Origin of the sequence: Shewanella waksmanii, from assembly GCF_043643685.1 — a bacterium.
Taxonomy (GTDB): Bacteria; Pseudomonadota; Gammaproteobacteria; order Enterobacterales; family Shewanellaceae; genus Shewanella; species Shewanella waksmanii_A.
In genome coordinates this window covers 18,474-44,853 of the sequence record NZ_JBHZSN010000009.1, presented here as the reverse complement: position 1 = coordinate 44,853, position 26,380 = coordinate 18,474, and the positions used below count along the sequence as shown (strand labels likewise).

The window sequence follows — 26,380 nt, the reverse complement described above, 5'->3', positions numbered from 1 at the left end:
TGGTCCAATAAAAAAGGGCGCTAAGCGCCCTTTGTACATCACTATATTTTAGAATCTAATACCAGCTCTTACATAGATGGTTCGTCCAATAACATCGTATGTAGATACATCTGTGTTAGCTCCGAAAGCAGAGTAAACAAATGGTGGCTCTTCATCAAAGACGTTATCAACACCCGCAGTAAGCGTTAGGTGATCATTGAATGCATAGTTAGTTTGGAAATCAACAACAACATTCGAATCAACGTCACGCTCGAATGGGTCAGTCCACCAACCAGCTTCTGTTTCAGTTACGCCACTGATATAACGCGTAATCAATGATGTATCGAAGTCTGCAATAGACCAGTTAATGGTGAAGTTAGTCTTCCACTCAGCAAACATGCCATCATGGTTGCCTTCGAAACGACCAACATGATCGATCACTGAACCATCAGCTAGGTACTTGTCATACTGAAGAAGGTAGGTACCATCAAGACCGAAGCCCCAATCACCAAAACCAGATTCAAGTGTATAACGGAAGTCGAAATCTACACCAGCAGTGTCAATTCCACCAACGTTAACAGTATAGTTATCTACTGTAATGATACCACCGGCTGCAGCACTATCAGCACCAAAACGAGTAATAGTTTCACAGTATTCACCTGAATTGAAACAGCCATCTAAACGAGTTTGAGTACCCACTGTTGAAATTGCGTTTTCCAACTCAATTTTCCAGTAATCAACACTCATTGAAAAGTTTTCAATGAAGTCAGGGTTAAATACTAGACCAACAGTTAATACGTCTGCAGTTTCTGGCGTTAACGTAACTGCGCCATTCCAGTTTTCTGAACCACCGCCGTTAGTTGGGATCTGCTCAACACCGCCTGAATCGTATCCGTCGACTGGAACACCTGTACCTGTACAATTTGCCCAGTTAGGTGATGCTTTAATTGCAGCATATTCTGCATCAGTATAGAAATTACCGTCACATGGATCGATTGCTTCAGGGAAACCAACTGACGCACCACCAAATAGATCAGATGTTGTTGGTGCACGGAACGCTTCAGATAATGTCGCACGAACCATTAACGACTCAACTGGCATCCACTTAACGCCTAGCTTACCACTAGTATTGTCACCAAAGGTGTCATAATCTGAATAACGTACAGCAGCTTCAAAATCCAACATATGCGCAAAAGGCGCATCAGAAAGAATAGGTACAATCACCTCACCGAAGAACTCTTGTACTTGATATCCACCACTAGTACCTACTGCAGAACCTGCTGTAGTAATACCTTGAAGAATAAGTGAGTCTGGTGTGTAAGACCCTGATTCTGTGCGGTGCTCGTAACCTGCCGCAAATCCAACAGAACCTGCTGGTAGGTCAAATAAATCACCTGAAACGATTGCAGAAATAACTTCTTGCTTATTCTGACCTGTTTCAGTGGTGTTGTAATCACCAGAAATATACTGAAGCATATCTTGCGAGATTTGGTCATCAGAACCTGGCGTACCAAAGATATTTAACGGTACACAACCCGCGATAACACCACCATCAGCATCCAAACATACAAGCTGGTCACCAGCTGCATCGACAACAGCATCGCCGTTACCATCAACAATAAGGTTTCCATTACCGTCTAACCAACCAGTTGGACCTACAGCTTCTGCAACACGATCTAGGTTGAAGTAACCTTGTGCTTTTTCTACAGAGTCACTTTGACCCCATACATATGAAACTTCCCAATCCCAACCGTTTGTGAATACACCGTTGAAACCTACAGCTGTGCGGAAGGTCTTATAATCACGCTCATTAGCACGACCACCAGTTTCCAACATACGACGACGCCAGTCTGCTATTTCATAAGCATTTCCGTTCGCGTCCTTAGGACCCATTGTATGGTTGTAATAGTTATTTGGCGAATAAGGTGCTGGAGAACCGAAGAAAACTAATGGCGCTAGAGGCTCAGGCGCAATTAATCGGTTACCGGTTGTTTGCACATAGTTAGCTTCAGCAAATGAGTTAACCTCACCTAAGAAACCAAATTCACCTAATGTGTAGTTTGCAAATACCGAAGCGTAGCGACGCTTGCTTGGTGTTTGTAGATAGTTTACTGGGTTATAGTTGTATGAATCAGTCGAACCATCATAAGCTCTCCAATCTCCATACTCAGGTCCGCGAGTCACACGGCCATCAGCTGTATTAGCGTTTACCCATGGTGGCGCAGAAGAACCACCTTGTTGTGTCGTACCATCTTCATATGCGCGTAGCTCATACTCAGAGAACGAACGATCGCCCATGAATGCATCACCTTGGTCACTATAACCTAGCGCAACGACAACATTACCGCGATCACTTTCAGCACCAAAAGTAACATCTACACCTTTAGTTTTCGCATCGCCTTTATCACTACCGCCATAATTTAGCTTAAGCTCAAAGCCTTCAAAATCATTTTTGGTAATAATGTTAACAACACCTGCAATCGCATCTGAACCGTATGTTGCTGACGCACCATCTTTCAGAATTTCAACACGTTTAACAATCGCAGTAGGAATTGTGTTCAAGTCGACAGAAGAGTTCGCACCCCCACCACCGGCAACGACACGACGACCATTAATCAATACTAAAGTACGCTCAGAGCCAATACCACGTAGTGAGAAACGAGTACTCGAGTCACCACCGTTGTTAGTTTGAGTATTTACCGCAGCACCCGCTGAAGACGTTAGGTTTTGAAGTAGGTCACCAACGTTATTTACGCTCATTTTTTCGATTGCAGCAGCATCGATAGTGGTAACAGGGTTTGCCCCTTCCATATCAGTTCGTTTAATTCTCGAACCAGTTACCTCTATTCGCTCTACTTTCTCTTCCTCAGCAGCGTACACTGTTGGGGCAGTAAACGCAGCTGCAGCAGCACCGCTAACCAGCGCAAATCGCACTGAATTAGCTAGAAAGCTATTCTTATACATCATGTTTCTCCCTGGACTTTTATATTTTTATAAGAAATGCAAATGTTACAAAAAGGAAACACTTGCGATTCCTGCAACCAAATAAATCACATTGGATACATTTTTTCAACATTTGCATCCATTTTTTTACAAAGAGGGCTTTTGAGCTGTAACAAGTGAGTATTTAAAGACCACATAGATTAAAAAAGAAACATAGAATAGAAATCTAATAGTCGAATTATTAATATGGATAATTCCCTGAAAATGCGGTCAATACATTATTAAGTCTACGTAAAGCAATATTAGTTTTTACCAAACTATAGAGATTAACCTGAGTGACGTTGGTATTTTCCGATACAAAGTAGGCCTAGAATTGCAGTTCCGATCAAAATGACATTTGTTAACTCAATGTAAACTTACTTGTACACAAGCGTCTGTTATTCGATGGTAAACACAGAATCCTCAAGCTATTGACTAGTTACCCAATCGATAATTGAGCAACTTGCAATAAGCTAGCTTTAAACACGCACCTGTTTAAAAATGACCTAAAGAGTCAAGCTTTCAATTAAAATGCACGAAACTTTATTGGATGAGAGGGTCGATCTAATGATTGGAGACAAAAAGCCCACACTACTTGCGTAGTGTGGGCTTTTTAAAAAGACTTAAAGTGAACTATGTTGTCACTTCAAATAAGTATCTTACATGTAGTAACGGATACCGATTGCTACGCCGTCATCTTCAGTAATTGACATTGCTGCTTCTTCAGAGCCCTTAAAGTCACTGAAATCTTTACGACCTTCAATGTATAGTACCGTGTTTGCATCCCAACCATAGTGCAAACCAGCTACAACAAATTGACGCTTGAATACATCACCGTTGTATTGTGCTTTGTACTCATCTCCAGCTTCAAGCATGTTGTAAGAAACAAAAGGCTTAAGGCCGTTGTCGAATTTGTAAGAAACCAGCGTTTCGATACCCACTGACTCAGGAATCATACGACCTAGGTTATCAGTATCGTGGAATTCGTTTTTGTTGACGTTAGCCGCTGCATATAAACCTGCGCCGTCCCAGCTACCCCAAGTGATACCTGCACCGTAGATATAGTCAGTTTCGGTAAAACGCTCACCTTTAGAGGTAACTGCGTCAAATTCACCGAAGTTAAAACCAGCTGTTAGTGTCAGCTTTTCAGTCACAGCATAAGTTGCTGAACCACCATAGGTGTAGTTGTACTCAACTTCTGTTACTGCTTCGCCAGTTGTAGATGCTGCTAATGCATTAGTAACATTAAAATCTTTTTGTGGGAATGGATTCTGACCATCAACATCACTTTCGATGATAGTGAACGAGTTTTGCTTCAGCTGAGCTTGAAGTGCAAAACTGAAATCACCAAAGGCATTACGGTACTGCACAGTCTTGTCACCACGACCTGTACCGTTGATTGCACCATCTGCTTTGTTATAGGTGTAAGTACCAGAAGCGTTACCATCCCATACAAAGCCCATGTTGGTGTTGTACACAACATCGTACCATGCACCCCATTGCTTACCGATAGTTAGGCTACCGTAGACGTCATGGGCTAGACCAACATAACCTAAACGGTTATTAAGAAAGTCACTGCTTTGAGATTCAAAGTTACTTTCACTACTGTAAACGATTTCTGAATTACCGAATGGATTTACACCCCACTCAAGTTTGGTAAACGCTTTCCAGCCATCACTCATTTCACGAGTAAAGCCAAAGTTAATGCGAGAAGCGCCGTTTACTACTTCAGTGTCGCCTTGGGTGTTGATAATACGTGCATCAACATAACCACCGATCTCGACTGCATTCTTATCATCTTTATAGATCTCGATTGCAGATGCCGCTGGAACAAAAATGACAGCAGAAAGCGCCGTCGCTATTAAACTCTTTTTCATGTGATGCCTAACCTTGTCTGTTTTCAGTTTGCGTAATTATACTTATGTCCATTCCGTTGTTTCATTTCACTCCTAACTGAAACTGAGGTTAGCAAAAGATTAGCAAGCCCTCAAAGACGAATGTCACAAAAAAAGGATACTTTATCATCAGATTAACTAGATAAACCCTTACACACCAACACTTGCACCAAATTTTAACATTTCATCAAGACGAACTTAAACTTTATCGAGCTAAATTAACGACATTTGGTTTGAAGTCAGTTCACTGAAATTTAGTTTCAATATTGAGAGCACAGGATCAGCAATCGGTTTTATCTGCTTATCGAGGTAATAGTCGTAATTTATCGGCGAGGTTATATATTGTAGCGGTTGTGCACCTTGGGTTGTGATCACATAGTCTATTTTGGTGCCTTTTTTTAGATATCGCTGTTCACCACTTGCCTCATAAGCCAACATTGCAGCTTTAACATGGCGCACAGCCATAGCGGTATAGTCTTCAGCGTTGCGGCGCAGTCGTTTACTGAAAACCAACTTATCTTCAAGGTCACCAGCAAACAGTGATTGAGCAACCTGTTTTAGATAGTCCACTGGATCTTGCTGACTAAATAGACGCTGATACAGTGCCAACTGAACTTCTTTGGCAAGCGGACTCCAGTCACTTCTTACTTGCTCCATGCCTTTAAAGTTAATTTGCAACTCACCATCGCTATCAATATAGGCGCCAACGTAACGTTTTTTCGAACCAAGCTCACTACCTCTTAGAGTAGGCATTAAAAATTGCTGATAATGTTGCTCAAACTCCAATTCAAGAAAACTAGGCAATTGAAACTCTTCAGATAGCTTTTGTTGCCAACGGTTATTTACCTGTTCAACTAAACGCGAGGCTATCGATGCAATTTTTTCAGGATCTGACTCCTGTTCAATCCACACAAAAGTCGAATCGGTGTCGCCATAGATAACCTGATAACCCGCCTCTTCAATCCATGCTTTGGTTTGCTGCATAATTTGGTGCCCGCGTAGGGTGATAGAACTGGCAAGCTTAGCATCATGAAATACGCAGCCTCTAGAACCCAGAACACCATAAAGCGAGTTCATTATAATTTTTATCGCCTGTGATAACGGATTATTACCATCACGCTTAGCCAGCTCGCGTTTATCGGTTAGCTCTTTAATTAACTCCGGCAATATTGGTGCATTGCGGCTAAACTCTGCCCCTAAAAACCCAGCAACCGTATTGCTTTGTTGCCCCTTCGCCGCTTCAACGAGCCCTTTAGGGTCGATCAAAAAAGTACGAATAATTGAGGGGTACAAACTTTTAAAGTCCAACACAATAATATTGCGATATAACCCTGGTATAGAGTCCATGACATAACCACCGGGACTCTCAATACCATCACTCGCGGGTTCGCTCGGAGCAACGTAGCCAGCTCGGTGCAGATGTGGCAGATAGAGATTGTTAAATGCCGCGACCGAAGCACCTACTCGCCCGAGCTCTAACCCAGTCATTCGAGCACGCTCAAGTGCGAATTCAAGTAGATCCGTGTGCTTAAAAATATCCCATACCAGTCTGCAGTCAGTAAGGTTATAGTGCGCAAGTGACCATTTATCTTCACTAAACATCGTATTGATTTCACCAGCGCGGCTAGTCACATTAGTGATAGCCTTACCCTCACCTAATAGCTTTTGTGACACACTCTCTAGTGAATAACTATCAAACTGATAAAATGCGGCTTTCAACCAATCAATGCCATCTAGAACTACCCGTCCCGGCAGGACCAGCGTCTCAGGTCGAAATTTATCGGCAACCTTCCAGCTAAGTTCACTACCTGCTCGGCCAATAATCAGTGGAATGTTCAAAGCCCTTGCGCGGCGAAACAGTAACGCCAAGTCAAATGTCACCACTGCCCAGCCGATAATGACGTCAGGATCATAATGATTAAACCAACGTATCAGCGCCTCGATAAGTAAATGTTCACTGGCAACTTGCTCCACCTGCTGCCTCATCGCATTGGCCAATGATTGCTCGCCATGGTCGTTCGAGCTCATCAGACTATCGGGGTCAACCATGATAATGTGCTTAAGCTCATTGCCATGCCTATCTTGACCATAAAGTGCAACGCTATAAAGCTCACCATCCATTGCGCACTCAAAATCCAGTGAAACCACACTTAAGTTAATGGCGATATCTGTTTTCCTGGCACGATTAACTTGGACTCTCGCGGTGGTGTCGATATTAGCCATACGCTGACCAATCACTTCAATATCCATTGCAATAAAACGCTCAATAAGAAATCGATGCTCGGGGCGAACTTCACTCTCAAATAAGGCAATGCCCAAATCAATCGCACCGCGCATTAAACTGCGATGAGTTTGGCTATTTTTACAGTAAATCGCCGCTACAGGTTCATGATTAAATGATTGAAGCGCTACAGGCTTTACAGTCACGCTTTGACAACCGGGGATAGTTTTTATCTTGGCAGCATGTTGCTCAGCACAAAAACACACCAAGTCGACATGGGACAGTTCCGCACGCACTGGGCCGGTATCTGTCTGGATATAAATGTGTATATCCGCGCCACCCATTGTATTAGGAACGAGATGACGGGACAGAATGCGACCTTTCAGTTGCACTGCCGCCCCAAGCTCACTACTTAACATCACCATCAACCCTTTTTGCTTGTCTTATCTTCAGCAAGTTTCTAATACCGAGTAAATTACCAGTAAAATGCCACATTTCACTTCTTAGGCTAAGTAATCACTGTTATTATGTACAGCTCTATTTACCTGCTTTGTACTCTGAATGCTATCGGCCAACGTAAAAACTGAAATTCGCACTATCTATAAATCGATTGCCAATGCCCTACCTAACTTTCGTTCCCGCCGAGAGCAAAACTATATTGTCGCTGAAATATCAAAGACGCTTGCGGGTGAGTATGACAAACATCGCCGCATCATTGTTGTTGAAGCCGGTACTGGTATTGGTAAGTCATTAGCCTATATTTTAGGCGCGATTCCACTTGGACTCGCAAGCAAGAAAAAAATCTGTATTGCGACAGCAACAGTCGCGTTGCAGGAGCAATTGCTCAATAAGGACCTGCCGTTCTTTTTGCAACATTCTGGATTAGATTTTACCTTTGGGTTGGTTAAGGGGCGTCAGCGATATGTTTGTTTAGCCAAGTTAGACATGCTGATAGGTGGTGATGACGGCACCCAAATGGCCATGTGGCAAACTAAACCTGACACCAGCCAGATAGAAGAATTGCAGCAACTTAAAAAGGATTTTCATGAAGGCCGTTGGAATGGAGAACGTGATACCTTATCTACCCCCATAGCTGACCATATTTGGCAGCAAATAGCTTGTGATAAACATAGCTGTCATCGTCAATTAGCTAATCATCGCCATTGCCCATTCCACAAAGCGCGTGAAGATATCGATAACTGGGATGTTTTGATTGCTAACCATAGCTTGCTATTTGCCGACTTAGAGTTAGGTGGCGGCGTGATCCTTCCAGAACCTGAAGATCTCTATTACATTATAGACGAGGCTCATCATTTACCTGTTGTTGCCAGAGACTTTTCTAGCGCTCAATCAACCTTAAGAGGGGCAATTGATTGGCTTGAAAAAATTAATAAAACCAGTGCAAAACTACAAAACCAATTAAAGAGTACGCATATCATCTCGCCTTCTCAGGCGATGCAAGATCATATCGTTGACCTTACCAGTACACTTAATCAAGTAGCTCAATATTGTGACAGTCAACAAAGCCGCTTTGATAATCCTGAAAGCCGCATTCGTTTTGAACACGGAAAACTGCCAGACAATCTATTACGTTTTGCAGAAAATCTCGCCACCAGTTCGAACCAAGCACTTAAGCAATTTAACAAAATGCTGGTGTTACTCAATGAATCAATTAAAGATGGCGAGCTTCCGAAACATCAATCAGAGCAGCTACTAAGCGAAACAGGCTTTATGTTGCAGCGTCTTGAGAGTCTGACCAAGTTGTGGAAGATGATGGCGAAAGAGGACAGCAGCAAAGGGGCGCCAATGGCTCGATGGGTTGAGCAACTTACCGGTAAGCAAAGCGATTACCTATTTAGCGCCTCCCCCATCGAAGTCGGGTTTATGCTAGAAACCTTGCTTTGGGAGAAAGCTGCTGGAGTCGTATTATGCAGTGCGACTTTGCGTGCCCTAAATAACTTTAATCACTTCACCCATCAGGTGGGGCTGTCAATCAATGACGGAAGTCGCTATTTAGCTATGGACTCCCCATTTGATTTTGAACAAAACGCCACTTTATTTATCCCCAAGATGCGCACTGAACCAACAGATGACCGCTACACTGACGAATTAGCGGAACAGATCTTAATGCACATTGAAGGGGAACAAGCCACATTAGTCTTATTTGCTTCCTATTGGCAGATGGAAAAAGTCGCTGATATCGTTCGCCCTAAAGTAAATAGCCAAATTTTGGTCCAAGGCGAACTGTCACGACAAGAGATTCTCCAGCAACATAAGCAAAAAATAGACAGCGACAACGTCAGTATCATTTTTGGTACCGGTAGTTTTTCCGAAGGACTCGATTTGCCTGGCGATTACCTCACCAACCTTATCATCACTAAACTACCATTTGCCGTGCCGACTTCGCCAGTTGAGCAGGCTCATGCTGAATATATTAAGATAAAAGGTGGAAATCCCTTTTTACAACTTACAATTCCTGATGCTTCGCGTAAACTTATTCAAAGTTGTGGTAGGTTACTTCGTAAAGAGCAAGATTACGGGCGCATTACCATTTTAGACCGTCGCCTAGTCACTAAGAGATATGGAAAGTCGCTTTTAGATGGTCTACCCCCTTTTCGCCGCGTAATAGAGTAGGAAAGTATTTGGAGCTTTTAATTGAACCAAGCAGCTGGGCCATTATTATTGCTGTGGGTTTTTTCGCTGGGTTTATAGATGCTGTTGCCGGCGGCGGTGGGCTATTGTCAATTCCAGCTTTGTTATCGTTGGGCGTGCCACCACATATCGCCCTAGGGACCAACAAGCTGGCGGCCAGTTTTGGCTCCTCAATGGCTGCCCTCACCTATTATAGGCAGCACCTATTTAATCCCAAATTTTGGTACCACGCGACAATAGCAACATTTATTGGTGCCATTGTTGGTACATTTGCCGTGTACCTTATTAATACTCAATGGCTAGAAAAGTTACTGCCGATTTTAATCATCGCCATTGCCTTTTATACCTTGTTTAACCCAAATGCTATGGGATGCAAAAACTGCAGTCCGCCGACCAAAGCCCCCAAACAAAGTAAACAGTGGCTGCAAGGCTTTCCGCTAGGTTTCTATGATGGCTTTGCTGGACCTGGTGTCGGCGCTTTTTGGACAATTAGCAGTACTTCGCTGCATAAACTGCCTATATTACATAGTTGCGGATTAGCGCGGGCGATGACACTCATCAGTAATCTCACGTCTTTAGTCGTATTTATTATTTTAGGCCAAGTGAATATTATGATTGGCTTAAGTATGGGGCTGTGCATGATGCTAGGTTCATTTGTTGGGGCAAGAACCGCGATAAAATTCGGTATCCCATTTATCAAGCCGTTATTTATTACTGTTGTTGTGGTGATGGCCGCTAACCTAGCTTGGGGGGCGTGGGCATGAATAATAGTGATGTCATTCGGCGTCTGCGACAACAGTTGCAGCAATTAGAGCAAGAAGTATTGCAGCACGACAGTCGCTTGCCAGCAAGTCAGAAAAAACTGATGCAAGACACTGAACGGTTTAACGAGCAATTATTTTATCAATCCGGTGCTCAGCTAGGCCCATGCATTATGCAGATAAGCAATAGTATTGCGCATTTAGAAAAAATGCTCAAAGGCAATATATCTAATGGCACAATCATGCTTGCTTGTGAACAGATTCAAGATCGTTTTACTGCGGTTAAACGCGCTCTCAGCACTACTGATATAGATGTAAAAGCAGCACAGCAGACTAAAGCCTCTCGAATCGCTAAAGCAAAAAAAAGGCGACAGCAGTCACACTCTGATAGTGGCTTCGATTGGATAGCCGCTGGGGTAATGCATAATAGTCACCAACTTTATGATGAGCTTAAAAAGCATCATAACTGGGTTTTAAAGTTCGAACAGAAAATTGAAAGTTTGCAAAGTCAATTAGAAAGCTGTCATAGTGCTGACAAAATTGCGCTGCAAAATGAGATACTTTTAGTTCATCGCCGCTTAGGAAAATGTCGTAAAGCGATTAGCTATATCGAAGATCGCATTCAAGCATTCGAACGTCCATATAAGAGTTACAATCGTTAAGGAGCAACAATGAAATCTCTACTACCAATCACCGCTATCGTCGCATTGCTTGGTGCCTCATCAGCTATGGCTGCTAACTTAACCATACCTATGGCTTTCGAATATTTAGCTGTTGATGGTAAAAAGATTGATACTAGCCTATTTAGCCATCAGTCTGATCTAGCCCTAACTGAAGGCTCACATAAAATTGCAATTAGATATCATGATATGGTTCAAGATGACTTTAGTGACAGCGAAAGCTTCATTAAATCCTCACCTTTTATCGTCACTATCGATGTAGACGGTGATTATAACTACACGTTAGCGCCAGCCGATGGCGTGGTTAAACGCCCCAAAAGCTTCGCCAAATCACCACAAGTAGTGATCACCCGCGAAGACAAAGGTACTGTGAATTATAAGGTCACTCAAACCGATTACACTGAAGACAGTTTCTTCGATAGCTTATTCTCTAGAGGCAACAGTCAAGATATCGATACTGTAGCCGCAGCAGCTACCGGAGCCGCAGTCGCGAGTCAACCGACGGCCCCAGTGAGCAAACCTAAGCCACAAAGTGCTACGGTTGCCGCAACTGCGACAGCAACAACTCAAGCAGCGCAGCCACAAGCAGCGACACCTGCAAATACTAAAGCCAATGGCGATGCTAGCCATGCGGAGCAAATGCTGCAGTATTGGTGGTTACAAGCTGATGAAGCGACTCGAAAAGAGTTCATGAGCTGGGCAATTAAACAGCTATAATATGTTCCCTTTGGTATATCACGCCAGCTACTCTCAGCTGGCGTTACCTTCAAAACACCGTTTCCCACAAACTAAATACCAACACCTTCAGCAGTATTTATTAGCGAAAGGTATTGCTGAGCCCAGTCAGTTTCTATCACCAGAACCACTTAATAAGCAAATTCTTTATCAAAACCACGACCACAACTACGTCGATCAAGTGCTGACGCTAAGCTTAGAAAAATCTCTAGAAAGACGCATCGGCTTTCCACAAACAAAAGCCATCGTAAACCGCAGTTGCTACTCGGTATCTGGTACCATATTGGCCGCTCAGCAGGCACTACAGCATGGTATCGCGATTCAATTAAGTGGCGGGTATCATCATGCTCACTATCACTTTGGCAGTGGCTACTGTATTTTCAATGATTTAATTATCGCCGCACAACAGATACATCAGCAGCACCAATACAAGGTACTTATTTTCGACTGTGATGTTCACCAAGGAGATGGCACTGCCGCAATGGCACAAGATTCAAGTGACATCATTACCTGCTCCATCCACTGTCAAAATAACTTCCCAGCCCGAAAACAAAATTCAGATCATGATATAGGGCTTGAAGTGGGAGTCAGTGATGGTGAATATTTACATACTCTCGAGCAGGTCTTTAGTTACTTACTGCGCCTGCATCGCCCTGATTTAGTCATTTATGATGCCGGTGTCGACATCCACAAAAACGATGACCTCGGACATTTGGCCATTTCAACTGAAGGTATCTTGCAACGAGATCTGAAAGTTTTATCACTCGCCAAAAACCATAAAATACCCATAGCATGTGTTATTGGCGGCGGTTATAGCAAAGACCCATTAGAATTATCTATCAGGCATAGTCAACTTTTTATTGCTGCTAAACAAATATGGTTGCAAACTGATAAATAATACCGATTAGTATAAGAGTTTGATCTGCTCAGCGCGATTTTTGGCAAACTAATTCAAGGCGAATAGTTGCAATAATGGTTATTCCCTTCTAAAGAGAAGTAGGCTGCCCAAAACGCGCCAAAATGGCGACTAAATGTTTATACTAATTGGTATAAACAACTAAGTAACACGAACTCATGGAGTGATTATGCAATTAGAAATTCGTAACTATTATGAAGTGCTACTAATGGAATTATTGTCTGATGAAGGATTATTAGACGAGTTACCGGAAGACTACCTAGCAGATTTGTGCTGCGTGACGCTCAATCAATTACCCGTACGCTATATTCGTCACTTAGTCGATACTTACTTTTTTGAAGACTATAACGAACTAAAACAGATGAAAGAAGAGATCCAAACCGCACTTGAACGCTCTCGAGCGTTTTTAAAAGCCAGTTTAAAGAAAGAGCAAGAATCCAGTTAGCGCGTGTTATTCGATAGCTGTTACTTTAAACCTGTTGCTTTTAAGTGATGAGACGCGATGTGATTACAATCAAAAGGCGGATAACGAACTCTTTTCGGTAGTCAGTTGTTCAGTCATTGATATGGGGGAATGAATATTTGGAGATTCCCCTTTAGCCGCACATTGACGATATAAGCCACATGAGTCGCCTGCTGCGGTTGCTCCCTTCTGGGCCTGGCCGAGTTCACGAGTTAACATGGCGAGATGAGTATGCCCCATTAACTCTTCAGAAACGAACTAAGTCGGATTTGTATTTGGAAATCTAGAGTTTTAGAGTTTTGGAAGTTCCCGTAGACCCACACATTGACGATATAAGCCACATGAGTCCCTTGCTGCGGTTGCTCCCTTCCGGGCCTAGCCGAGTTCACGAGTTACAATTCGGGATGAGTAAGCCCCATTAATTACTTCAGAAATAAACTAAGTCGGATTTGTACTTGGAGATTTAGAGATTTGGAGGTTCCCCTAGAGCCACACATTGACGATATAAGCCACATGAGTCGCCTGCTGCCGTTGTTAGCTTCAGGGCCTAGCCGAGTTCATGAGTTACAATTCGGGATGAGTAAGCCCCATTAATTACTTCAGAAATAAACTAAGTCGGATTTGTACTTGGAGATTTAGAGATTTGGAGGTTCCCCTAGAGCCACACCCCGGCACATGAGTCGCCTGCTGCGGTTGCTCCCTTCCGGGCCTGGCCGAGTTCACAAGTTATCATTGCGGGGGGACCCTAGGGTCACCATAGATTCTTATGCAGCTTACTGCTTAAGACGGCGAGCATTATCTACTAAGGTGACTACGCAATCAAGTGATTATCTAAGTAAGTGGAAAAATGAGCGACTAACTGCTGATTCTGTAAACAAAAGCCCTCATAAAAGGGCTTTTGTGACGCTTTTACTGCTACAGTCGAATGTTGGTGCGGTTTTTCTCAATAAACTTAGTGCCGATACCTTTAACATTGGTCAATTGGTTTATATCAGTAAACGCGCCATGTTTACTGCGATAATCGACAATTGCCTGCGCTTTAACTTCACCCAGCCCGTTAAGTATCGCTAACTGTGATTGCGATGCAGTATTAATATTGACAGGCTGTACAATCACACTTTGTTCGGCAGTTACTTGGCTATCCTTAGCCTCAACTGGGGTATAAATAATAGACGCAGCAGCGAGCGCTGCTAACAAAAGCATGCTTTTCATAATCTCTCCTTTTATTCCATTTGGTTAATGTGGCCGGCGATCCTTCTCCGTGGCCACATTAATAAGGTAGATCAAGCTCAAACAAAGCGCCAATTTTTGATTACAAACATATTACACCGACAAAAAACCAGACTCAGATCACATAAACTGACTGTACCAAAATTCCAAAAATCAATTTCATCCCCTGATTAATTACCAAATTGAAACCCATGTTGATCGACGCTCATCGAAAACAAGCAGCCTGCATCACACTTTTAATCGGCAATGTGACCAAGATTTTATTAAGCTTTTGTTTATATAGCATAAAAATTACAAAATAAAATGTTTTGCGAAACTAATTCACTAAGATAATGTTGGCCGTCAAATAATAAAAAAGGAGCCCTACATGTCGTTGGATGCCGCACAACAACCTGCCAGTAGCAGTGTGACAAAACAGCAAAAGAAGCTAATCATCTTGTTTGCTGATATCGCTTTATTTGTTTTGCTATATAACTTTTTGCCATTTGAACCTGGGGTAAATACAGGGCTATCTATTCTCATTTTTGCCGCCATATTGTGGCTAACCGAAGCTATCCATTTAAGTATTACCGCTATCATGATACCCGTGTTAGCCGTATTACTTGGTGTGTTTGAAACAAAAGCCGCAATGGGTAACTTCGCCAATCCCATTATTTACTTGTTCTTTGGTGGTTTTGTACTCGCCGCAGCGCTCAACCATCAAGGCATCGACAGGCTAATCGCCCAGCAAGTTCTTACTGCTTCAAAAGGCAAGTTAAGCCTAGCCTGTATGTTCTTATTCGGAATTACTGCATTGCTGTCGATGTGGATAAGTAATACCGCAACTGCGGCGATGATGCTGCCTTTGGCGCTTGGAATTTTGCAACAGCTGGACTTCAAAGAGCATAGAAGTACTTACTTGTTTATGCTGTTAGGTATCGCCTACTCAGCTAATATCGGTGGTATCGGTACACTAGTCGGTAGCCCACCTAATGCAATTGCGGCAGCACAAGCGGGTCTGAGTTTTAGTGACTGGTTAGAGTTTGGTTTGGTCACAGTCGCACTCATGTTACCTGCAATGCTACTGGCACTGTACCTGTTCTTTAGACCTAACTTAAATGTCAGCTGCAAAATTGAATCTCAGCAGCAAAAGATGACGCTGTCTGCCAAGCTTACTTTGTTGGTATTTTTAACTACGGTTTGCTGCTGGATATTTAGTAAGCCTATCTCTGCAGCTTTAGGCGGCATTGCCCAATTTGATACTATTGTCGCGTTAAGTGCCGTTGTGGTTTTAGCAGGACTGGGGTTGGTTGAATGGAAAAAAATTGAAAAAACCACAGACTGGGGTGTGTTGATTTTATTTGGTGGCGGTCTAACCCTAAGTGCGGTATTAAAAGCCACCGGCACAAGTGTATTTCTAGCCCATTGGGTTACCGACATTTTCGGCAATACTCATATGGCGCTGTTTACCTTAGCAGTTATCTTCTTTGTTGTGATGCTCACTGAGTTTGCCAGTAATACAGCCAGTGCTGCCCTGCTAGTTCCAGTTTTTGCGGCCATTGCCGAAGCTCTGGGGCTATCTCCTGTAATGCTATCTGTACTTATCGGTATCGCGGCATCATGTGCCTTTATGTTGCCAGTAGCCACGCCCCCCAATGCCATCGTTTATGGTTCGGGTTATATCAAGCAGTCAGAAATGATGCGTGCAGGTGTCATCATCAACTTTATTAGCATGTTAGTGCTATATGTCATCTCTCACACTTTTTGGAGCTTCTAAGTTGTTATCAAGGTAATAAAAAAGCGCCTATTGGCGCTTTTTTATTAGGTGAAGGCTTGCTCAAGATCAGCGATTAAGTCCTCACTGTCTTCTAACCCAACTGAGATTCTCAACAAATTATCACTGATACCTGCTGCCAGCCGCTGCTCAGGAGTATATGGAGAATGAGTCATAGACGCCGGATGTTGAATCAACGACTCGGCATCACCTAAACTGACTGCAATCGTCCACAGTTTCAATTGATTCACAAATGCGATTGAACCAGCCAAGTCACATCTAAGCTCAAATGCAATCACTCCACCAGCTTGTTTCATTTGTTTGCCAACTAAGCTATTGCCCTGATGGTCATTCAACCCGGGATAATAAACTTTTTCGACTTGAGAATGATTTTGAAGATACTCAGCAATACGTTGTGCACTTGCGCAGTGGCGACTTAAACGCACATCAAGCGTCTTCATCCCACGCAATATTAGCCAAGCATCATGTGGCGACAGCACTCCACCAAAGTCTTTGAGTACTTCATACTTGGCTTTTTCAATTACCGCTTCACTGCCACAAATCATGCCAGCAATAACGTCGCCATGGCCGTTTAGGTATTTAGTGGCACTATGAATCACCATATCCGCACCTAATTTTATTGGTTGCTGCAGCAAAGGGGTCATAAAGGTGTTATCAACAATCGTAACCACCTGTTGTTGGCGTGCGATGGCGCTAAGGGCTGAAATATCATAAACATCAAGGTGCGGATTCACAGGCGTTTCAAAAAACAATACTTTCGTCTTTGACGTTATTGCCGCTTTTACCGCGTCAGCATCTTTACAATCCACTAAAGTCACTTCAACCCCATAGCGCGGTAAATGCTCAGTCAGAAAAGAATAGGTACAGCCATAAACGGCATGGGATGCGACGATATGATCGCCTTGGCTCAAGTGAGTTAACAATGCCGTTGAGACCGCTGCCATACCAGAAGCGGTGGCAGCGGCGGCCTCAGCTCCTTCTAGTACAGCAAGTTTACGCTCTAACTCATTAGTTGTTGGATTACCCAAGCGGGTATAGATATATCCAGGTTCATCACCAGCGAACCGGCGTCCTCCCTGCTCTGCACTGGTAAAAGTAAAAGTTGCACTTTGATAAAGTGGGCTAACTAATGCGCCTGACGGATCCTTTTCATGTCCGGCGTGCACCAGCTGGGTTGCTTGCTTCCAGCGTTGTTGCATAGATTTTCTCCAAGGTCTTGTTGCTCGTCTGTTGTTGGTTTTGATAGTGACGAGTGCAGACTAACTTGGACTGTGGATCTAACTGAGTAAACCTAGTTAAAGAAAATTTCAGCTACGATTTTGTAAAATCTTTGTTACGTTCGGTATTTTTCGCCAATACTAACGCCGAAAAATCCTTTAACTCGCTTAACAGCTCCCGATGAATATGCGCGAGTTTTGGACGTTTATCGTCAGAAAACTTAACCGGACGACATAGTGACATAGCTTGATAACCTAATCGTGCTGTTAATATTCCTCCGCCCATCCCCTGTGCAAGGCGAGCTGACAGCTTGCCGGTCATTTCAACCGACAATAGTTGCGTACCAATATCAGTGACTATTTCGCTGGTGCCAGCGTAAACAATATTAATGATGACAGCGCGGATAAGTTTAATACGACTCCAATAACCGAGTTCAATCCCATAACATTTGGCGATATCATAAATCATCGTCTGATTGCGCCACAAAATGATAGCCATATCTAATACGGCGACTGGACTTGCAGCCAATAATAACGCTGACTCGGTTGCATATTTATGAACCCGCTTTTTAGCGATCTCATCTGCAGGTGCTATGACGGTTTGCTCGAACAAGATAATACGCTCAGCATCATTATGGTCATCTCGTACATGACTAGCGTAACGGCTACGAGCTTGCTCACTTTGGTACTGCAATAGATTATCAATAAATGGCTCCGCTTCGCCCATTTGCATACTCTGAGATAAGCGTTCGCTGATAAGCTGATTATCTTGTACTTTCTTTAGCTGTTTAAGTTGGCGCCACTCTTTGACCGCAATTGATAAGGCCCAACTCACCACTAAGGTTATCACTGTGGCATAAAATCCGAATAACCAACCGCTTTGTTGCCAAGCGCCATATAAAGACAGCAGCAACTCCACGACCAATAAACTTCCGACACCGGCCATAGCCAGTTTCGCTAATAAAGAGCATTTACGCTTGCGTGGTTTCAGCTGCTCTACTGACTGCGGATCTGCACCAACAATGACTTCTATCGTATTTTCATCCAGTAATTCACTGGCATTATATTGACTTGCACCTTTTAGACTAGCTGGCTCTTGTTGTTGATGTTCAAACACTTTAGCAGCTTTTATTGGCTCATTGGTCATTGATAGTTACCTCAATCTATAAACTCGCCTAAGCGAGCTTATCTCCCAGTAAATATTGCAATAGATGATCTAAACGCACATGCTGCATTACGGTATGTTTAGTTATGCCCGCTTGCGGCGCAAACTGTCTGAAATTAAATCCTTGTTGCTGCCAAAACTGCTCATCAGGTAACTGTTTGGGGACATCGCCCGGATACAGTGTAATAGCCTCAGCCGAAGTCAGTTCAGTACCACTGACCACTTCAACTTGCTGATTACCATCTTTAACCATACCAGGCTGAGTCGCTTTAATTGCACTAATGGCCATAGTTTCCACTTCACAGCCTTCAAACTTGGCTTTGTGCTGACTTTGTTTCACCAGTTGGGTTAGCAACGCAAGTACATGACTTTGCTGGTCACGAGTCACATGATCAACTTTACTGGCTGCAAATAACAACTTGTCAATTCGCGGTGAAAAAAGTCGTTTAAGCAAATTGGATTGACCAAACTTAAAGCTCTCCATGATTTGCTCAAGGGCTCTGGTCATGTCATTAAACTGCGCTTTGCCGTTATTGAGCGGCGTAAAGCAATCGACCAACAACACTTGCCGATCAAATTTAGCAAAGTAATCTCGATAAAAGGGTTTCACTACCTGCAGGGTATAGGCTTGATAGCGTTGCTTTAGTACATGATAAACCGAGTCTTTTGAAGAAGCTTCTAACTCAGACAAGGTCAATGGGCTGCAGCCCAGTAAAGGGAAAAATGCTAAAACTGGTGTCCCTTCATACTCACCGGGTAATAACATCCGCCCAGGCTGGGCATAATAAAACCCATGTTGCTGAACTAAATCTTGTAACACACGCTGATAAGCATCTGCTAATTGTTGCAACACCTGCTCATCGGCTGGCTCACTTAATGCAAGGTCGCTCAGCATCTGCTTAAATGTTGGGTAGTGCTTACTTACTGCAAATGTAGTTAATTGCTCTGATTGTTGTAACGACCATTGCACAAAATCCAGTTTTAATAGCGGCAGGTCGAGCAGCCACTCACCTGGATAATCCACAATATCTAAATAGAGTGTGGCGCTGTCGGTCAACTTGGCTAACAAGCCTCGCTGTGGTTGGTATTTAATAGCAAGTCGTAACTCACTAATGTTACGCGTAGAGGCGGGCCAACGAGGTGATTGTTGGCAAAGTGTATCCATTGCATGTTGGTAGTCAAAACTGGCAATGGTTAGATCCGGCTGCAAACTACGCTGAACGCCCAATAATCTTCCCTCTCTAGCCACATGCCATAAAGGCAAATTGTTGGCTTCATCTTGGTTACCACTATTGAGTAATTGATTAACTAGGCCAGTAATAAATGCGGTTTTACCTGCGCCAGATAGGCCGGTGACCGCTAGGCGAATGTGACGATCTGAAGTTCTATGGGCTAGAGACTGGGTGTGTTTAGAAAGCTTTTTTAAGGATTGCTTGAATTGGCTCATCGGCGTACCAAAACGATTAAGGGCGGATTACACCGCCCATTGAAAGGATTTACAAATTATTAATTTCTCTTTTCAGATCAAAGTTATCAGAAGTGACATGTCGTTCTATATTTTGCAGTCTAATTTCAATTGCTCTAAATTGACTGCTGACATCTCTAAGCGCTGCTCTTGCGGGTTCCCCTGCTTGCCAAACTTTCTTCTTAACTTCGATTTCCTTATACTCCGGTGTAGTGGTATTGCTCGCAGGCTTAATATCTAAAATCATCCATAAAGCTATGTATAAAATCAGAACAATCCCTGAGCCACCAAGTAAAAAGATAGATACTGCCACCACTCTTACAAGCCAAGTTTCAAAGTTAAAGTAATCTGCAATCCCTGCACATACTCCGGCTATCTTACCTTGCTGAGGAATGCGATATAAAGTTCTTCGACTATCATCCGTCATCTCGACTCCTCCATTGTGGTGCTTCATTGTCTAAAATCGCTTCCAATGTATCGATACGCTGTGCCATTTTGTCAGCTTTAGCGATTAACTCATTGAGCTGGGTATACTCTTCATCAGTGAGTCCCTGGCTCACTTGGCGTTTACTGCGGTAATGCAATATTAGCCAAATCGGTGCCACTATAATCATAAAAATAATGATTGGGGCCATCAGTAAATCCATATCCATAACTCACCTCTGAATCGTTGTTATTCTGTTTTCGCTTTTGCTTTAGTTTGGTTGCCCTTAACTTTAGCTTTCAACGCTTCTAATTCTGCATTCACTGAATCTTCTGCTTCCAGTGCGGCAAACTCATCTTGTAATGTTTTCTTATTACCAAGATCGTAAGCTTCAACTTGAGACTCTAGGCCTTCAACGCGGCGCTCATATTGCTCGAACTTGCTCATCGCACTATCTATCTTGCTTGAATCTAACTGACGTTTTACGTCCAAACGAGAGCTTGCTGTCTGCTTGCGCATGATAATCGTTTTCTGACGAGCTTTTGCATCAGCAAGCTTTTCTTGTAGCAAATTGACTTCTTCTTTCAAGCGAGCAATTTGCTCTTCAACTACTACAAGCTCTTGCTCTAGTGTTGCCGCTAACTCACTGGCCTTTTGCTTTTCAACCAACGCTGCTTTCGCTAGGTCTTCACGCTCTTTCGACAGTGCTAACTCAGCTTTGTCTTGCCAGTCTTGAACTTGCTCTTGCACTTTGCCAATGCGACGCAGAATTTCTTTCTTCTCTGCTAAGACCTTGGCTGAGGTCGATCTTACTTCAACTAACGTGTCTTCCATTTCTTGAATGATAAGACGTACCATTTTTTCTGGATCTTCTGCTTTATCTAGCAGTGCGCTGATATTTGAATTAATGATATCTGCGAAACGAGAGAAAATTCCCATAATAGTGTCCTCAATTTATAATGTTGGTTTCGAAGTTATTTAATACATCTTCCGTGCCAACTTTTACAAATCCTTTATTTTCAACAGCTAAACCTAGATTTTAACTTTTTCTTTATTTTATTAACAGAGCCATTTATTATAATTTTCACCAATTATTAGTGTGAAAGACTAAAAAATAAAGTGGCTAATCAATTTCAGCAAGACAATCTGATTGGACAATCGAACGCATTACTCGAAGTCCTTGAACATGTTTCAAAAATCGCGCCCCTATCAAAGCCAGTACTGATTATTGGTGAACGAGGAACCGGTAAAGAGCTCATTGCTGAGCGCCTACATTATCTGTCTAAGCGCTGGGATCAAAGCTTTATTAAGCTTAATTGCTCTTCCTTAAGTGAAAATTTACTTGAAAGCGAACTATTTGGCCATGATGCAGGGGCATTTACCGGCGCCAGTAAAAAGCATGAAGGCCGCTTTGAGCGAGCTGATGGCGGTACACTGTTTCTTGATGAACTAGCCAATACCTCAGGGCTAATTCAAGAAAAGCTATTACGTGTTATTGAATATGGTGAATTTGAACGTGTCGGTGGCAGTAAAACAGTACAAACCGATGTGCGACTGGTTTGTGCCGCCAATGAAGATCTTCCCTCACTTGCTGAAGCTGGCGAGTTTCGCGCTGACTTACTTGACCGTTTAGCCTTTGACGTTATCACACTGCCGCCGTTGCGACACCGTAAAGAAGACATTATGCCGCTGGCAGAGTATTTTGCGGTTGGCATGGCAAGGCAATTAAAACATGAATTTTTCGAAGGGTTCTCCCCCACTGCGATAGAGCAACTTATGGACTACGCTTGGCCAGGCAATATTCGTGAGCTCAAAAATGTGATTGAGCGGAGCGTATATCGAAATACCGACATTGATAACCCCATTAACGATATCGTCATTGATCCATTTGCATCTCCATTTAGACCTACTAAGCGAGTCAAAACCCTATCTCGCCAAGCAAGCAATACCGAAAAGCCAGAAGAAGTGAGTACTCAAGCTCCACAAGAAGTCGCGGCAACTGTTAGTGCAAAAGTCGACTTTCCAATTGATTTTAAGGAGCATTGTGAATCTAAAGAGGTGGAGCTAATTCAGCAAGCATTAGAAGCTGGACAATTTAATCAGAAAAAGACCGCAGAGTTACTTGGTTTAAGTTACCATCAACTGCGTGGTATTTTGAAAAAGTACAATTTATTGGACAAAAGCTAAACAGCAGCTGACAACAGGTTTGCTACTAACACAATCACACTGTTAAAATGCTGCAATAAATTCAAAAAATGTACATCAATTGATGAAAGTGCTGCGAAAGCGTTTACCTCTTGGTCTAGCTCTGTGTGTGTCAGCCCTGCAGCTTATTGGCTGTGATCAGCAGAAAATTCCCAGCGGAATAGTATATTGCTCGGAAGGTAACCCCGAGTCTTTTAACCCACAATTGGTCACCTCTGGGACCACTGTTGATGCGACTTCACAGCAAATTTATGATGGACTAGTCAACTACAACGCAGCTTCCGGTGAAGTTGAACCCGCATTAGCCAATAGCTGGGAAATCAGTGATGATGGTTTAACTTATACGTTCAATTTACGCCGTGATGTTAACTTTCACCACACTGACTACTTCACGCCAAAGCGCAACTTTAACGCCGACGATGTGCTGTTTTCATTCAATCGTATTATTGATGAAGGCCATCCTTATCATTTTATTTCTAAAACAGGTTACCCATTTTTCCAAAGTATCGGTTTTGCCCTACTGATAGATAACATTGAAAAAGTGGCCGATGATAAAGTGCGCTTTCACCTTAGCCAGCCTGATGCCTCTTTCCTTGCTAACCTTGCCACAGGCTTTGCTGTTATCTTATCCGCGGAGTATGCCGAGCAGCTTACCCAAGCTGATCAACAAGAAGAGCTGGATAGACTTGCCATCGGCACTGGGCCATTTAAATTAGTCCAATACGTTAAAAACGATTTTATTCGCTATCATCGTAACGAACATTATTGGCAAGCCCAGCCCGATGCTGAGCGGCTCGTTTTTGATATCACTCCTAAAAGTACCTCCCGGTTAGCCAAACTCATCACAGGCGATTGTAATGTATCAGCCCTTCCAAAAGCCGGCGAGATCCCTGTCATCCTTGATAAAGATGATTTAGAAGTAGACTCACTACCTGGCTTTAATGTGGCATTTTGGGCCTTCAATACTGAGCGTATTCCTTTTAATGATGTACGTGTCCGTCGTGCCCTTGCCCATGCCGTTGACCGTGAAAACATTCTACGAGCCGTTTATCAAAAAACAGCGGTGGCTGCGACAGGCATGCTACCTCCTCCCTCATGGGCCTACCATGCTAACGAAAGCATGATTGACTATAACCCTGAAAAAGCCAAAGCCCTGCTTGCAGAGGCTGGAGTAACCGATTTAACCATTGATGTTTGGGCCATGCCGGTTGCCCGAATTTATAACCCCAATGCCCATAAAACAGCGGAGCTTATTCAAGCCGATTTAGCCAACATCAATGTTAAAGCCAATATTGTTAGCTATGATTGGAGTGTGTTTAATCAAAAGCTGTCTAGCCGCAGTTATGATTCGGTGTTGATCGGCTGGAACGCTGACAATAGTGACCCAGACAACTTTTTCACCCCGATATTAAGCTGTAAATCTGTGGAATATAATAGTAACCGTTCCCGTTGGTGTGACAGTCAGTTCGATAGCTTACTGCAACAAGCAAAAGCCACCACCGATAAGCAAGTTAGAACAGAGCTATATCAACAAGCTGAGCAATACCTTGCTCAGCAAATGCCAGTGTTACCTTTTGCCCATGCAACACGATTAGTCTTTAAACAAAAAAAGGTCCATAACTCTAAATTGACGCCATTTGGTGGCATCTCTTTTAATCACTCCAGCCAAGCCAATGGCACTGAGAGTACGCAACCATGACCCGTTATTTACTGCGACGCCTCAATCTGTTTCTAGCTACTTCTCTAGTGCTGATTTTGGTACTGTTTTTTGCAACCAGTCAGTTTCCGGTTGAACACAAATTTGCGTTAACAGGAATTCATTCCCCAACAGAAGCACAAATCGAACAGATCAATGCCGATTATCGATTAGATGAAGGCCAACTGAGCCAATTTGTCGCTTATCTATCACAACGCTTAAGTGGTAACTTGGGTGTCTCGGCGACCTCTAACCAACCCGTCATCGACGAGTTAATGCAAGTACTACCAGCTTCCTTTGAACTAGCTGGCGTTGCAGCAATTCTGGCTTTACTGTGTGGTATTCCACTGGGCGTAATAGCCTCTTTAAGCAAAAACAAAATCACCCAACACAGTATTATGGCTATCACACTAACCGGATATTCTATCCCGGTATTTTGGTTGGGACTCACTCTGTCATTATGGTTTGGGGTTGAGCTTGGTTGGTTGCCTATCTCAGGACAAATCAATTTATTATATGAAATTGAGCCTGTCACCGGCTTACTGCTAATCGATACATTACTGTCTGATTCTCAGTATCGCATGTCGGCCTTTATCGACGCAGTGCTACACATTATTTTACCGGCCATTACCTTAGCGGTCCTTCCTTTTACCGTGGTGGTACGTATTACTCGCACCGCAATGTTAAGTATTATGGAAGAAACCTATATTAAAGCCGCCGAAGCACGTGGGTTGCAAACTTCAAAAATAGTATTACGCCACGCGCTCCCTAATGCGCTAATTCCAGTATTAAAAAACATGGGATTAATGTTAGGGGCTTTTTCCAGTTACGCCATGGTAGTTGAAGTTATCTTTTCGTGGCCTGGTGTGGGGGCTTGGCTAGTCTCAGGCATCTATCAACGGGATTATACGGTGATCCAAGGTGGCATTTTAAGCGTGGCCCTGATTATTATCTTTTTAAGTATTCTTATTGAAGTCATGCATACGGCAATCAATCCAATTAGCCGTAAGGAGATGTATGCCTCAAGTTAACATCTATCAAGAAGACGATATACCGTCACCGATGCACCGAATTTGGCATGCATTTGCTAATAACCCGTTCGCTTTTGCCGGTCTATGGGTAGTCTGTGCGTTTGTGCTGCTGGCTATTTTTGGCCCGTTTATCGCCCCCTATAGTGCAGAAGCCCAAGACCCCAATGCATTGCTGCTGCCACCATCGTGGGATCCAGCCGGCACAGTCGATCACTTTCTTGGCACCGATGATTTAGGACGAGACATCTTTAGTCGTCTGCTTCACGGCGCGCATCTAACCTTTGGCATGGCATTAGGCATCGTCGCAGCCTCACTGTTAGTCGGTTTTGTCATTGGTGCTATCTCTGGCATGATGAAAGGCCTAAAGTCCAGTATTCTTAGCCATTTACTCGATGCATTACTCTCTATTCCTTCGCTGTTAATGGCAATACTAGTGGTGGCGGTGATGGGGCCAGGACTTAGCAATGTGTTTTGGGCGGTGGGGATTGCACTTACGCCACAGTTCATTCGCGCAATTCATCAAGCGGTACATGAAGAACTGCAAAAGGAATATGTTACGGCAGCGCGGCTAGACGGGGCCAACCCGCTACAAGTATTTTGGTACGTGATCATGCCCAATGTCTGGGATATCGTCATTATTCAAACTACATTAGGGATTTCTGCGGCGATATTGGACATAGCAGCACTGGGCTTTCTTAATTTAGGTGCCCAGGCACCTAGCCCCGAATGGGGCGCCATGGTATCTCAAGGGATGGATAATTTGTTAACTGCGCCTTGGACTGTCACCATTCCCGGTGTGGCAATCCTTTGTAGCGTGTTAGCCATTAACTTAGTGGGTGATGGCTTACGCTCAGCATTATCCCCCATCAAACATTAGTGAGGTTATCAG

22 protein-coding genes and 1 other RNA gene are annotated in these 26,380 nt (G+C 43.3%); 11 read left to right on the top strand and 12 right to left on the bottom strand.

The annotated features are described in order from the left end of the window. Nucleotides 1-48: 48 nt before the first annotated feature. The 3 genes from ACHUFW_RS14360 to ACHUFW_RS14350 all read right to left on the bottom strand — a co-directional run bounded on the left by ACHUFW_RS14360 (nucleotide 49) and on the right by ACHUFW_RS14350 (nucleotide 7,496). Nucleotides 49-2,946, bottom strand: coding sequence for a TonB-dependent receptor domain-containing protein (locus ACHUFW_RS14360; RefSeq protein ID WP_394204029.1), 2,898 nt, complete (start codon nucleotides 2,944-2,946; stop codon nucleotides 49-51). Between the two features lie 674 nt (nucleotides 2,947-3,620). Further along, the gene (locus tag ACHUFW_RS14355; protein WP_394204028.1) at nucleotides 3,621-4,838 is read right to left on the bottom strand and encodes a porin; all 1,218 of its coding nucleotides are present in this window, start codon (nucleotides 4,836-4,838) and stop codon (nucleotides 3,621-3,623) included. A 231-nt stretch (nucleotides 4,839-5,069) separates the two neighbouring features. Further along, nucleotides 5,070-7,496 carry a DNA polymerase II gene (locus tag ACHUFW_RS14350; protein WP_394204027.1) on the bottom strand — a complete coding sequence of 809 codons (2,427 nt, stop codon included), beginning with the start codon at nucleotides 7,494-7,496 and terminating at the stop codon, nucleotides 5,070-5,072. A 142-nt stretch (nucleotides 7,497-7,638) separates the two neighbouring features. Between ACHUFW_RS14350 and dinG the strand changes: the two genes are divergently transcribed. The 6 genes from dinG to ACHUFW_RS14320 all read left to right on the top strand — a co-directional run bounded on the left by dinG (nucleotide 7,639) and on the right by ACHUFW_RS14320 (nucleotide 13,266). Continuing rightward, nucleotides 7,639-9,711 carry an ATP-dependent DNA helicase DinG gene (gene dinG / locus ACHUFW_RS14345; RefSeq protein WP_394204026.1) on the top strand — a complete coding sequence of 691 codons (2,073 nt, stop codon included), beginning with the start codon at nucleotides 7,639-7,641 and terminating at the stop codon, nucleotides 9,709-9,711. Between the two features lie 8 nt (nucleotides 9,712-9,719). Beyond that, nucleotides 9,720-10,493 (top strand): sulfite exporter TauE/SafE family protein, encoded by a 774-nt coding sequence (locus ACHUFW_RS14340; RefSeq protein ID WP_394204025.1) that lies wholly within the window; start codon nucleotides 9,720-9,722, stop codon nucleotides 10,491-10,493. Then, nucleotides 10,490-11,152 carry a primosomal replication protein gene (locus tag ACHUFW_RS14335; RefSeq protein WP_394204024.1) on the top strand — a complete coding sequence of 221 codons (663 nt, stop codon included), beginning with the start codon at nucleotides 10,490-10,492 and terminating at the stop codon, nucleotides 11,150-11,152. Before ACHUFW_RS14340 ends, ACHUFW_RS14335 begins: the two co-directional genes overlap by 4 nt. Before the next feature lie 9 nt (nucleotides 11,153-11,161). After that, nucleotides 11,162-11,887 carry a DUF2057 domain-containing protein gene (locus ACHUFW_RS14330; RefSeq protein WP_394204023.1) on the top strand — a complete coding sequence of 242 codons (726 nt, stop codon included), beginning with the start codon at nucleotides 11,162-11,164 and terminating at the stop codon, nucleotides 11,885-11,887. A gap of 1 nt (nucleotide 11,888) precedes the next feature. Next, entirely contained in the window at nucleotides 11,889-12,803 is a 915-nt protein-coding gene (locus ACHUFW_RS14325) for a histone deacetylase family protein (protein ID WP_394204022.1), read from the top strand. Between the two features lie 187 nt (nucleotides 12,804-12,990). Then, nucleotides 12,991-13,266, top strand: coding sequence for a late competence development ComFB family protein (locus tag ACHUFW_RS14320; protein WP_394204021.1), 276 nt, complete (start codon nucleotides 12,991-12,993; stop codon nucleotides 13,264-13,266). 69 nt (nucleotides 13,267-13,335) lie between these two features. Here the strand turns inward: ACHUFW_RS14320 and ACHUFW_RS14315 are convergent, their stop codons facing one another. From ACHUFW_RS14315 to ACHUFW_RS14305, 3 genes are all read right to left on the bottom strand, one after another. Beyond that, nucleotides 13,336-13,524 carry a hypothetical protein gene (locus ACHUFW_RS14315; RefSeq protein ID WP_394204020.1) on the bottom strand — a complete coding sequence of 63 codons (189 nt, stop codon included), beginning with the start codon at nucleotides 13,522-13,524 and terminating at the stop codon, nucleotides 13,336-13,338. Nucleotides 13,525-13,936: 412 nt separating this feature from the next. Beyond that, an RNA gene (gene ffs / locus ACHUFW_RS14310) (signal recognition particle sRNA small type) lies at nucleotides 13,937-14,033 on the bottom strand. Nucleotides 14,034-14,199: 166 nt separating this feature from the next. Further along, a complete protein-coding gene (locus ACHUFW_RS14305; protein WP_394204019.1) occupies nucleotides 14,200-14,496 on the bottom strand; it encodes a ComEA family DNA-binding protein in 297 nt (98 codons plus the stop codon). 385 nt (nucleotides 14,497-14,881) lie between these two features. Here ACHUFW_RS14305 and ACHUFW_RS14300 point away from each other — a divergent pair, with 385 nt between their 5' ends. Continuing rightward, nucleotides 14,882-16,270, top strand: coding sequence for an SLC13 family permease (locus tag ACHUFW_RS14300; RefSeq protein ID WP_394204018.1), 1,389 nt, complete (start codon nucleotides 14,882-14,884; stop codon nucleotides 16,268-16,270). 44 nt (nucleotides 16,271-16,314) lie between these two features. Here the strand turns inward: ACHUFW_RS14300 and ACHUFW_RS14295 are convergent, their stop codons facing one another. The 6 genes from ACHUFW_RS14295 to pspA all read right to left on the bottom strand — a co-directional run bounded on the left by ACHUFW_RS14295 (nucleotide 16,315) and on the right by pspA (nucleotide 21,498). Beyond that, a complete protein-coding gene (locus tag ACHUFW_RS14295; protein ID WP_394204017.1) occupies nucleotides 16,315-17,487 on the bottom strand; it encodes a trans-sulfuration enzyme family protein in 1,173 nt (390 codons plus the stop codon). A 112-nt stretch (nucleotides 17,488-17,599) separates the two neighbouring features. Then, on the bottom strand, nucleotides 17,600-18,652 hold the full coding sequence (locus tag ACHUFW_RS14290; RefSeq protein WP_394204016.1) for a YcjF family protein: 1,053 nt from the start codon (nucleotides 18,650-18,652) through the stop codon (nucleotides 17,600-17,602). A 28-nt stretch (nucleotides 18,653-18,680) separates the two neighbouring features. Beyond that, nucleotides 18,681-20,117, bottom strand: a complete 1,437-nt coding sequence (locus tag ACHUFW_RS14285; RefSeq protein ID WP_394204015.1) for a YcjX family GTP-binding protein — start codon at nucleotides 20,115-20,117, stop codon at nucleotides 18,681-18,683. Nucleotides 20,118-20,166: 49 nt separating this feature from the next. Beyond that, entirely contained in the window at nucleotides 20,167-20,562 is a 396-nt protein-coding gene (gene pspC / locus ACHUFW_RS14280; RefSeq protein ID WP_394204014.1) for an envelope stress response membrane protein PspC, read from the bottom strand. Further along, the gene (gene pspB, locus ACHUFW_RS14275; protein WP_394204013.1) at nucleotides 20,552-20,788 is read right to left on the bottom strand and encodes an envelope stress response membrane protein PspB; all 237 of its coding nucleotides are present in this window, start codon (nucleotides 20,786-20,788) and stop codon (nucleotides 20,552-20,554) included. The genes pspC and pspB overlap by 11 nt, the downstream gene beginning before the upstream one ends. 20 nt (nucleotides 20,789-20,808) lie before the next feature. Next, entirely contained in the window at nucleotides 20,809-21,498 is a 690-nt protein-coding gene (gene pspA / locus ACHUFW_RS14270; protein WP_394204012.1) for a phage shock protein PspA, read from the bottom strand. Between the two features lie 180 nt (nucleotides 21,499-21,678). On the opposite strand from pspA, the gene pspF reads away from it, so the two are divergent. The 4 genes from pspF (at nucleotide 21,679) to ACHUFW_RS14250 (ending at nucleotide 26,368) form a co-directional block, all read left to right on the top strand. Continuing rightward, complete coding sequence (gene pspF, locus ACHUFW_RS14265) at nucleotides 21,679-22,746, top strand: phage shock protein operon transcriptional activator (protein WP_394204011.1); 1,068 nt, start codon at nucleotides 21,679-21,681, stop codon at nucleotides 22,744-22,746. 82 nt (nucleotides 22,747-22,828) lie between these two features. Continuing rightward, a complete protein-coding gene (locus tag ACHUFW_RS14260) occupies nucleotides 22,829-24,463 on the top strand; it encodes an ABC transporter substrate-binding protein (protein ID WP_394204010.1) in 1,635 nt (544 codons plus the stop codon). Continuing rightward, a complete protein-coding gene (locus ACHUFW_RS14255; protein ID WP_394204009.1) occupies nucleotides 24,460-25,491 on the top strand; it encodes an ABC transporter permease subunit in 1,032 nt (343 codons plus the stop codon). Before ACHUFW_RS14260 ends, ACHUFW_RS14255 begins: the two co-directional genes overlap by 4 nt. Continuing rightward, nucleotides 25,478-26,368 (top strand): ABC transporter permease subunit, encoded by an 891-nt coding sequence (locus ACHUFW_RS14250; RefSeq protein WP_394204008.1) that lies wholly within the window; start codon nucleotides 25,478-25,480, stop codon nucleotides 26,366-26,368. The genes ACHUFW_RS14255 and ACHUFW_RS14250 overlap by 14 nt, the downstream gene beginning before the upstream one ends. The last annotated feature ends 12 nt before the right edge of the window (nucleotides 26,369-26,380 follow it).